At 72.0% G+C, this 9,468-nt stretch carries 9 protein-coding genes and 1 pseudogene; 2 read left to right on the top strand and 8 right to left on the bottom strand.

The window, feature by feature from the left end; genetic code table 11:
• The 7 genes and pseudogenes from I59_RS19410 to I59_RS06930 form a co-directional block, all read right to left on the bottom strand.
• A pseudogene (locus I59_RS19410) lies at positions 1 to 208 on the bottom strand (transcriptional regulator); the annotation flags it as partial.
• Complete coding sequence (locus tag I59_RS06955; RefSeq protein ID WP_022903245.1) at positions 205 to 1,614, bottom strand: serine hydrolase; 1,410 nt, start codon at positions 1,612 to 1,614, stop codon at positions 205 to 207. The pseudogene I59_RS19410 and the gene I59_RS06955, both read right to left, overlap by 4 nt.
• A 73-nt stretch (positions 1,615 to 1,687) precedes the next feature.
• Complete coding sequence (locus I59_RS06950) at positions 1,688 to 2,578, bottom strand: ABC transporter permease (protein WP_022903244.1); 891 nt, start codon at positions 2,576 to 2,578, stop codon at positions 1,688 to 1,690.
• Positions 2,575 to 3,516, bottom strand: coding sequence for an ABC transporter permease (locus I59_RS06945; protein ID WP_022903243.1), 942 nt, complete (start codon positions 3,514 to 3,516; stop codon positions 2,575 to 2,577). The genes I59_RS06950 and I59_RS06945 overlap by 4 nt, the downstream gene beginning before the upstream one ends.
• Positions 3,516 to 4,034: a hypothetical protein gene (locus I59_RS21985; RefSeq protein WP_031273215.1), complete on the bottom strand. Its 519-nt coding sequence runs from the start codon at positions 4,032 to 4,034 to the stop codon at positions 3,516 to 3,518. Before I59_RS21985 ends, I59_RS06945 begins: the two co-directional genes overlap by 1 nt.
• Positions 4,035 to 4,263: 229 nt before the next feature.
• Positions 4,264 to 5,004, bottom strand: a complete 741-nt coding sequence (locus I59_RS21980) for a M14 family zinc carboxypeptidase (RefSeq protein WP_148286124.1) — start codon at positions 5,002 to 5,004, stop codon at positions 4,264 to 4,266.
• A 16-nt stretch (positions 5,005 to 5,020) separates the two neighbouring features.
• A complete protein-coding gene (locus I59_RS06930) occupies positions 5,021 to 6,613 on the bottom strand; it encodes an ABC transporter substrate-binding protein (RefSeq protein ID WP_022903242.1) in 1,593 nt (530 codons plus the stop codon).
• A 182-nt stretch (positions 6,614 to 6,795) separates the two neighbouring features.
• Between I59_RS06930 and I59_RS06925 the strand changes: the two genes are divergently transcribed.
• On the top strand, positions 6,796 to 7,476 hold the full coding sequence (locus tag I59_RS06925) for an FMN-binding negative transcriptional regulator (protein ID WP_022903241.1): 681 nt from the start codon (positions 6,796 to 6,798) through the stop codon (positions 7,474 to 7,476).
• An 8-nt stretch (positions 7,477 to 7,484) separates the two neighbouring features.
• Complete coding sequence (locus tag I59_RS06920) at positions 7,485 to 8,960, top strand: amidohydrolase (protein WP_031273212.1); 1,476 nt, start codon at positions 7,485 to 7,487, stop codon at positions 8,958 to 8,960.
• 15 nt (positions 8,961 to 8,975) lie between these two features.
• Here I59_RS06920 and I59_RS06915 read toward each other — a convergent pair.
• Positions 8,976 to 9,468: zinc finger domain-containing protein (locus I59_RS06915; protein ID WP_031273210.1), on the bottom strand; the 493-nt coding region annotated here is incomplete at its 5' end.

Below are 9,468 nucleotides of genomic sequence, written 5' to 3'. Positions count from 1 at the left end.
CGCCGAGGGCGGTCTGCAGGTCGGACGAGGACGAGTGCGGGGCACGGGTCATCATGAGGTAGCCGAGCACGCGGGCGTCCGTGAGCGGCATGCCCGCCATGTCGCTGAACATGAGTGCGAACTCCTCGACGAACGCCTGCCGTGCGGGTTCGAGGACGACGTCGCTGCGTGCCTCCGCCCGGAGCGCCTGGCGGTCCCCCTCGCTCACGCCTCGACCCCGGCGGCGACGGCGGGCGGCTCGACCGGGACGGACCAGGCGGTGAGGCTCATGCCGCCGCCGGCGCGGATGCCCGTCGCGGTGCCGTCCACGTCGCGTGAGTAGGTGACGTCCTCGTCGATCGAGCCGAAGCGGTTGCCGTGCGTCATCCGCAGGGTGTCGGCGTCGACCACCTCGAGCCGGGTGGGCGACTCGAGCGGGGCGGGCGCTGCGGGGTCGATCTCGAGGAGCCGGTCGCCGACCAGCGCGATGTCGGTGACGCCCCACGGGTTCGCGAAGCGTCCGGTGAAGGTGGCGGGGTCGACGCCGTCGGGCACGGGGGCGCCGGGTGCGTCGTCGGCCGCGGCGCGGTCGAGGAGGTCGATGATCGCGGTGGCGATGAGCGTCGCGGGTCCGGCGGCGGCGCTGGTGAGCACCGACACGACGAGCCCGGACGCCGGGTCGAACAGCGACTGGGTGATGTGACCCGGGAAGCCGCCGGAGTGGCCGCGGACCTCGCGTCCGCCGATCCGGTCGACGACGAAGCCCGCGCCGTAGCCGCGGTCGGCCGGGTCGTCGGTGGCGCTCCAGGCCTTGCGCTGTGCGAGCCGCTTCGAGTGGTCGCTGAGGAGGGCGCCCTGCCCGATGACGTGCTGCGAGAAGTACCGCACGAGGTCGCCCGCGGTGCCGTGGAAGCCGGTGGCGGCGGCCATCGCCCGGGTGTCGACGTGGTCGATGCGGTGTCGGCGGCGGTCGGTGTGGAAGCCGGTGTAGCCGACCACGAAGTCGTCCGCCCGCGTGGGGTCCCAGTCCGGGCCGGTGTTCCGTAGGCCCAGCGGCTCGGTGATCGCCTCGCGGACGAAGTCGTTGTACGTCGTACCGGAGACCGCGGCGATGACGAGGCCGAGCAGCGAGTACCCGAGGTTCGAGTAGTTGAACGAGGACCCCGCCGGGACCTTCTGGCCGCGGTCGAGGACGAGCGCGAGCAGCTCCTCCTCGTCGGGGAACGGGCGCGCGAGGGACCAGTAGTCGCCGTCGTGCCCGTCGCGGATCACGCCGGCGCCCATCTCCATGAGCTCGCGGAGGGTGGCGTCGGCGAGCGGGGAGCCGCCGTCGGCGAGCGCCGGGACGTACGTGCCGACGGTGTCGTCGAGCCGGAGGGCGCCGCGCTCGGCGAGCAGCAGGAGCGCGGTCGCGGTGAACGTCTTCGAGTGCGAGGCGATCCGGAAGAGGTCGGTGGTGGTGAGTCGCCGGCCGGCCTCGACGTCGGCGTGTCCCCAGGCCTCCTCGAAGAGGACCTCGCCCGCGTACCCGATGGCGACCTGCACGCCCGGGACGCGGAGTTGCCAGACCTTGTAGGACACCCAGTCGTGGATGTAGGGCAGGGTCTTCCGGTACGCGGCGAGGGTGTCGGTCACTGTGGGTGTCCTTTCGAGGGGCGGTGGTGACGAGTCTGACGGCTGCCGGCCGCAGGGTGCGGCGCGACGCGCGTCAGCGGCGGCGTGGGTCGAGTGCGGCGCGCAGCGTGTCGCCGAGCGCGATGACGGACAGCACGGTGACGGCGAGGAACGCCGCGGGCGCGACGAGCATGTGGGGCGCGCGGAGGAACTGGCTCGTGGCGGCGGACAGTTGCAGCCCCCACGAGATCGCCGGGCTCTCGAGGCCGATGCCGAGGTACGTCAGCGACGACTCCGACACGATGACGCCGCCGACGGTGATGGTGGCGAGTACGAGCAGCGGCGAGATCGACGACGGCAGCACGTACCGCGTGGTGATGCGCCACGTGGAGAGGCCCATCGTCCGGGCTGCCAGGACGAACTCGGCGTTCCGGACGCTCCGCACGCTCGACCGGACGAGCCGCGCCATGGTCGGCCAGCCGAACAGCGCCAGCACGAGCGACACGGTCAGCACCGAGCGCTCCCCGACGCTGTTGAGCACGACGACCGCGCCGAGGAGGAACGGGAAGCCGAGGAAGACGTCGGTCAGGCGGGCGAGCACCGCGTCCACCCAGCCGCCGAGCATGCCGGCGACCGTCCCGACGACGACCGCGACCACCCCGGCGAGGACCGTGGTGAGCAGCGCCACCGCGACCGAGGACCGGGTGCCGTAGACCACGTTCGCGTAGACGTCGCACCCCTGCAGGTCGAAGCCGAACGGGTGCCCGTCGGCCGCGGGAGCACCGCTCCGGCCGAGGTCGCACGCGCGCGGGTCGCCGTGGCCGAAGAAGCCGGCGAAGAACGCGGGGAACACGGCGATGAGCAGGACGACGACCAGCACGGATGCCGGCACCCAGAACCCGGGCTTGCGGACGGCGGCGCGCAGGGGTCGTCGACGGGTGACGACGGCGGGTTCGAGGGTCGCGCCGATGGCGGAGGTGGTCATGCTGCGGCTCCTGTCCGGACACGCGGGTCGAGGGCGGCGTGCAGCAGGTCGACGAGCACGCTCGTGACGAGGAACACCAGGATGAGCGCGGTCGAGATCCCGACGACGACCGCGCCCTCGTGCGAGCGGATGCCCTGGAAGAGCAGGTTCCCGACGCCGGGGAGGTTGAAGATGCCCTCGACGATCACCGTGCCGCCCATGAGGTAGCCGAGGTCGGTCGCCAGGTAGGTCGCCGTGGGGATGAGCGAGTTGCGCATGACATGGACCCCGACGATCCGGCCGGGCGCGAGGCCCTTCGCCCGCGCGGTCCGCACGAAGTCGGCGTCGAGCGTCTCGATCATCGAGGTCCGGGTGAGTCGGGACACGGCCGCGAGGCCGAACAGCGCGACCACGAACGCGGGCAGCACGTAGGCGCTGGGCCAGCCCGCGGTCGCGCCGGCCACCGGGAACCAGTGCAGCCGTACCGAGAACACGAGCTGGAGTGCGACGCCGAGCACGAACACCGGCACGGCCCCCACGACGATGGTCCCGACGAGCACGGACTTGTCGAGGACGGTGCCGCGCCGGAGTGCCGACAGCGCTCCGAGTCCGATGCCGAGCACGATCTCCATCGCCCAGGCCGTCAGCGCGAGGGTGATCGTGACCGGCCACCGCGAGGCCATCTGCTCCCCGACGGACTGCCCGCTGAAGTCGGTGCCGAAGTCGCCCCGGAAGAGCCCGCCGAGGTACTGCAGGTACTGCAGCCACAGCGGCTGGTCGAGGTGGTACTCGGCCCGGAGCGCCCGGACGACGGCGTCGGAGAGCGGCCGGTCCCCGCCGAGCGCCTTGATCGGGTCGCCCGGCAGCGCGAACGTCATCGCGTAGATGAGGAAGGTCACCCCGAGGAACACGACGACCAGGCCGCCGAGTCGGCGGCCGACGGCGAGCGCCGGGCGCATCACGCGCCTCCCGTCAGCGACGTGGCGAGCAACGGACTGGGCCCACGCCGCCGGTTCCCGGCCGACGCGCCAGCGGCGGACGGGCCGTGCCGGTGGGGAGAGGCGCGGTCCGGCTCCGCGCTGTGCCTGCTGTCGTCGCCTCCGGCGACGTGGCTCGCGCAGGCGAGGATCGCCCCGAACTGCACGCCCACGAGCGTGCGGATCGGGATCGGCGCGGCATCGGGCAGATCGTCGGCTTGCCACTCGGCGTACCGCTCGGCGAGCTGGTCGCGCAACCGCCGGAGCGGCGCCGGGGCGGTGCCGGCGGTCGTCTCCACCTCGAGCGCCCGGAGGAGCATGCCCCCGTAGCGCAGGCGGAAGCAGCGGACCAGGTCCTCGCAGCCGAAGCGCTCGGCGACCGTCGCCGTCCGGTCGGCGGGCTCGTGGTCGGCCCGTGCCCGGTCGGTGTCCGCTATGCCTGCGAGCATCGGGACGAACGCTCGGGAGGCCTCGAGGAACGGCGACGCGATCGTGAGCATCGGGGACGCCTCGTCGAGGACCGCCCGCAGTTCCGCGCCCGAGGCAGCGAGGTCCTCGGCCCGAGCGGCGGAGGAGGTCCGCCGTACGACTCGTCGGTCGGGGTCTGGTCGTCCGCCTCCGGGTGGCTCCAGTACGGCAGCTCGGCGAACATGCACAGGGTCCCGCGGCCTGCTGCCCCGGCNGGCCTTCAACCCCCCGGGATGTGCTCGGCGGGGTCGATCCCGTGGCTCACGAGGTAGTCGTACGCGGGCTCGACGCCGTCCATCGCGACACCGCGGGGGCGAGTGCTCGAAGGTGCGCCGACTCGGGCTCCCCGGTGTCGAGCGGTAGCCCCAGCGCGCCCGGCAACGCGCGCAGGGTGTCGATGACGTCGGGCAGTCCTTCGGACAGGTAGTAGTAGACGCCGCCCATCTCGCCGTTGTGCAGCGACACGAGGAGGTCCGGCCGGGTGTCGTCGATGAGCCGCATGAACGCGAGCGTCTCCGGGAGCACCCGGTCGAAGTACACCGACCCGTGGCTGTTGGGGAAGGTCCACTCCACCTGGCTGTCCGGCGCCGGGCGGTAGAAGTGCCGGGCGTAGTGCACCCGGTCGTGCGGGTCCCGGAACCACGCCTCGTTGAGCCGCATGCCGTCCGGGTCGATCGTCGGGACGATGTGCCAGGTGGTGTCGAGCGTCGCCGCGGTCTCCGGGTCCTCGAGCAGCCACGTCGCGAGGTGCAGGGCCGTCCACGAGCCGATCGGCTCGTTCGGGTGCACGCCGCCGGCGACGACGGCGGCGTGCGACCCGGACCCGATGCGGTGGCTGTGGAGGGGTTCCCCGAGCCGGCTGGTGCCGATCCGGGTGACCGTGACCTGGTCGGGGTGCGCCGCGGCGAGCGCGGCGAACCGGGCGTGCAGGTCGTCGACGAGCGGGAACCCGTCGCGGTCGGGGACCTCGGCCGCGAGGCGGAGGACGGTGCGCTGGTCCATCGGGTGGTGCCGGTCCCTACTCGACGGTGATGCCGGGGACGACGGGGCTGCCGTCGACCGCGGGGAGCGAGGCGATCTTGTCGCTGACCACGTAGGCGTACTTGTCGAAGAACGTGGGCACGACCGGGAAGTCCTCGAGCACGGCCTTCTGCGCCTGGGCGTAGTATTCGTTCGCCTCGGCCTGCGACCCCGCGGAGTCGGCCTTCGCGAGCAGCTGATCGACCTCGTCCGACTGGTAGTACCCGGTGCAGGGGCNACAGCCGCCGNCCTTGGTGAACAGTGCACGGAGGGTGTTCTGCTGGCTGGCGTAGAGCGCACCCCAGTGGCCGAAGTGCGGGCCCGCGATCTTCTTGTCGGTCAGCTCCGAGTAGTACGACGCCCAGTCCGTGGTGGCCTTCGCGACCGTGTCGACGCCGAGGTTCTGACGGATCTGGTTGGCGTACGCCTGGTACAGCGAGTCGAGGCCGTTGCCACCCGGGTAGACGAGCGTGATCGTGCCGTCGAACCCGCCGGCCTCCTGCAGGAGCGCCTTGGCCTTCGACGGGGAGAACTCGCACGCCTCGCCGCAGATGCCCTCCTGCGTGCCGGACATGTTCGGCGGGGTGAGGGCGGTCGCCGGCTCGTACAGGCCGCCGTAGATCGCCTTGTTCACCTGCTCCCGGTCGATCGACATGGAGATCGCTCGACGGACGTCGGGGTTGGAGTAGCGGTCGTCCCAGAGCGGGAAGCCGAGGTAGTCGATGCCGGGGGCGTCGAACGAGTGCAGCCGGTCGCCGAAGTCGGAACCGGCGCTCGTCATCTTGTCGGCCGGCAGGAAGAGCACGTCCGCGTTGCCGGCGAGCACGTCGGTGTAGGCGGTGTTCATGTCCGAGTAGCTCTTGAAGGTGACGTCCTCCGTCTTCGCCTTCGTCCCCTCGAACCCCTTCCAGGCGGTGACCGTGAACGGCTGGTTCGCCTTCCACTTCTCGGTCATCTCGTACGGACCGTTGCCGATCGGCTTCGCGTCGTACGCCTTGAGGTCCGCGTAGGCGGCCTCCGGCATCGGGTAGAAGGCGGTCTGCGCCTGGCTGAGCTGGAGGGGGAACTGGCTGTCGGCGTGGTCGAGCGTCACCGTGAAGGTGTCCTTGCCCGTGACCTTCAGCCCGGACATCTCCTTCGTCTTCGGCTTGCCCGACGCCGGGTTGAGGTCCGCGTACCCGACGATCGACGCGAGTTCGCCGCTGTTCTCCCAGGCGTTCGGCCCGTACGCGGTGTGGTTCCACGCCTTGACGTAGCTCTCGGGCGTGACCTCCTCGCCGTTCTGGAACTTCCAGCCGTCGCGCAGCGTGATCGTCCACGTGGTGTTGTCACTCGACGTGACGCTCTTCGCCGCGACGTCGTGGAGCTTGCCGTCCGAGTCGGTCTCGGTGAGGGGTGCGAACAGGCTGAGCACCTGGGTGAAGGCCACGGTCTGGCGTCCGGGGGTGAGGTGGTCGGGCTCGCCCGTGGCGTACACCAGGCTCCCGCCCGATCCCGCTTGGTCGTTCGCGGTCCCGGTTGCGGAACAGCCCGTGGCCACCAGCGCCACCGTGGCCGCCGCGGCCAGCGCGGCGAGAGTCCTGCGTCGCATCGTTTGCTCCTCGAGTCGAGCGCGTCCGGTTCGGGACCGGTCGTCGTTGACGGTGAAGCTAGGGCCGGACGAAACCCCACCACAAGACTTGTTTCAGTGATCTCTGAAACCTTTACTTCTCGGAAACAGGCCCGAAACGACGACCCTCGCGCCCGCGGAGCGACCTGTGCCACGCTCGACCCATGCGGCACACACCCCACTTCCTCATGACCGACGTCGCCGAGGTCCGTCGGCTGATCGCCGAGAACCCGTGGGCCACGATCGTGTCGCCCACCGCCACGGGGCTCGTCGCGTCGCACTACCCCGTCCTCCTCGACACGGCCACGAGCACCGACGACGAGATCGTCCTCGTCTCCCACGTCGGCCGCCCCGACGAGGTCGCCCACGAACTCGGGCAGCACGAGGTCCTCGTCGTGTTCCAGGGACCGCACGGGTACGTCTCCCCCGCCTGGTACCCGCCCGAGCAGTTCGTCCCGACCTGGAACCACGTCACCGCGCACTGCTGGGGCACGCCGGAGGTCCTGTCCGACGAGGAGAACTTCCGCGTCCTCGGCGAACTCGTCGACCACTTCGAGCAGGTGATGCCGGAGCCGGTGTCCCTCGAGGTCGATGAGCAGACGGCCCGCGCGATGGCGAAGGGGACCGTGGGCATCCGCATCCGGGTCACCCGGTTCGACGCCCGCGCCAAGCTCTCCCAGAACAAGGCCCCCGAGGTCGTCGAGCGGATCGTCGCGGGTCTCCGTGGCGACGGGCCGTACGCCTCGCCGGCGCTCGCCGACGAGATGGTCCGGGTACACGGGCTGGAGGCGCTGGGCCCACGCCGCCGGTTCCGGGCCGACGCGCCAGCGGCGGACCGGCCGTGACGGTGGGGATGACCGAGACACTGCTCCGCACCGTCCGGCGCGTGGGGACGTCCGGCGCCCCGTCCGACGTGCTGCTCGTCGACGGGCGGGTCGCCGCGATCGCACCCGCGGGGACCCTCGACCCGACCTCCGCCGAGACCGAGGTCGTCGACGCTGCCGGCGCGTGGCTCGGACCCGGACTCGTCGACCACCACGTGCACTTCGACCAGTGGGCGCTCGTGCGACGACGGGTCGACGTGTCCGGCTGCGACTCCGCGGAGTCGACCGCGTCCCTCCTGGCCGACGTCGCCCGCACGGGCGTGCCGGACCGGGTGCTCGTCGGGCACGGCTACCGAGACGGGATGTGGCCACGCCCCGCGCGCCGTGAGCTGCTCGACCAGGCCGCACCGGGCCTCCCGGTCGTCGTCATCAGTGCGGACCTGCACGCCGTGTGGTGCAACGCCCTCGCGCTGCAGCACTTCGCCGCCCTGGTCGGGCGGCCCCTGCCGGCCGGCGAGGACGGCGTCCTGCGCGAGCAGGACGCCTTCGACGTGACCGGCGCACTCTCCCGTGTGCCGGACGACGTGCTCGACGGGTTCGTGGCGGACGCCGTCGAGGCGGCCGCCGCCCGCGGGGTGACGCGGGTGCGCGACCTCGAGATGGTGTTCGGGATCGACCGGTGGACCCGGCGCGTGCAAGCGGGGACGGACGGCCTGCGGGTCGGGTCCGGGGTGTACCCGGGCGAGCTCGACGCCGCGATCGCGCGCGGGCTCCGCACCGGCGACGTCGTGCCCGGGACCCGGGGACTCGTGACGATGGGGCCGTTCAAGGTGATCACCGACGGGTCGCTCGGCACCCGGACGGCGGCGATGACCGACGGCTCGGGCGTGCTCGCGTACGCGTTCGAGGACCTCGTCGCGATGGTCCGACGTGCCGTGGCGGCCGGGCTCGTCCCCGCCGTGCACGCGATCGGCGACCGGGCGAACACCCTCGCGCTCGACGTCTTCGAGGCCGTCGGCGCCCGCGGCACGATCGAGCACGCGCAGCTGCTCGTGCCGGAGGACGTGGAGCGCTTCGCGCGGCTCGGCGTCGCGGCGTCCGTGCAGCCGGAGCACGCGATGGACGACCGGGACATCGCGGACCGTCACTGGGCGGGCGTGACCGACCGGGCGTTCGCGTTCGCGTCGCTCGACCGCGCGGGTGCGTCCCTGCTGCTCGGCTCCGACGCGCCGGTGGCACCGCTCGACCCGTGGGTGTCGATGGCGGCGGCGGTCGGGCGGGACCGGGACGGACGGGAGCCGTGGCACCCGGCCGAGCGGCTCGCCGCGCTGACCGCGTGGCGCGGATCGACCGAGGGTGGCCGGGTCGGGGTGTCCGTCGGGGACGTCGCCGACCTGGTGCTCCTGGCGGAGGACCCGCTCGCAGCGCCGTCGTCGGGAGCGTTGCGCTCGGCCCGGGTGCTCGGCACCGCGATCGAGGGACGGTTCACGTACCTCGACGTGTGACCGCTGCCGCCGACGCTACTTCTGGTCCTTCGGGCACCAGTAGAGCTTGCGGCCGGCCATGTCCGCCATCCGGATCTCCGTCCCGCACACCCGGCAGGGCTCGCCCTCGCGGTGGTACACCCAGTGCCGGTCCTTCCGGGAACGCACGGCCTTCGCGTGGTCGGCCTCCGACAGGTCGTCCATGGTCAGCATGAGACCGTCGCGGACACCGTCGTGCAGCAGCTTCGACCAGTCCTGCCACAGCGCCTTCGCCTGCTTCACGGTGATCTTCTTGCCGGGCTTGTACGGGTCGATGCGCTGCCGGAACAGCAGCTCGGCGCGGTAGATGTTGCCGATGCCCGCGACCACGGACTGGTCCATGAGCAGTTGCCCGATCGCGACGTTCCGCTTCCGGACGTTCTCGACGAAGGTCTTCTCGGCCTCGGGTCCGTCGTCGTTGATCGGGTCCGGTCCGAGCTTGTCGAGGGCGCGCTGCACGCCGGCCGGTCCTCGACCAGCAGGCGTCGGC

The sequence above is a fragment of the Curtobacterium sp. B8 genome, from assembly GCF_000333315.1.
GTDB lineage: Bacteria > Actinomycetota > Actinomycetes > Actinomycetales > Microbacteriaceae > Curtobacterium > Curtobacterium luteum.
The sequence above is the reverse complement of the archived record's forward strand: the minus strand, read 5'-3'. Positions and strand labels throughout refer to the sequence as shown.

Coding starts and splice junctions, on each gene's coding strand:
- I59_RS06950 (WP_022903244.1), bottom strand. CDS start 2,578: ATGACCACCTCCGCCATCGGCGCGACCCTCGAACCCGCCGTCGTCACC.
- I59_RS06945 (WP_022903243.1), bottom strand. CDS start 3,516: ATGCGCCCGGCGCTCGCCGTCGGCCGCCGACTCGGCGGCCTGGTCGTC.
- I59_RS21985 (WP_031273215.1), bottom strand. CDS start 4,034: ATGCTCACGATCGCGTCGCCGTTCCTCGAGGCCTCCCGAGCGTTCGTC.
- I59_RS21980 (WP_148286124.1), bottom strand. CDS start 5,004: ATGGACCAGCGCACCGTCCTCCGCCTCGCGGCCGAGGTCCCCGACCGC.
- I59_RS06925 (WP_022903241.1), top strand. CDS start 6,796: ATGCGGCACACACCCCACTTCCTCATGACCGACGTCGCCGAGGTCCGT.
- I59_RS06920 (WP_031273212.1), top strand. CDS start 7,485: ATGACCGAGACACTGCTCCGCACCGTCCGGCGCGTGGGGACGTCCGGC.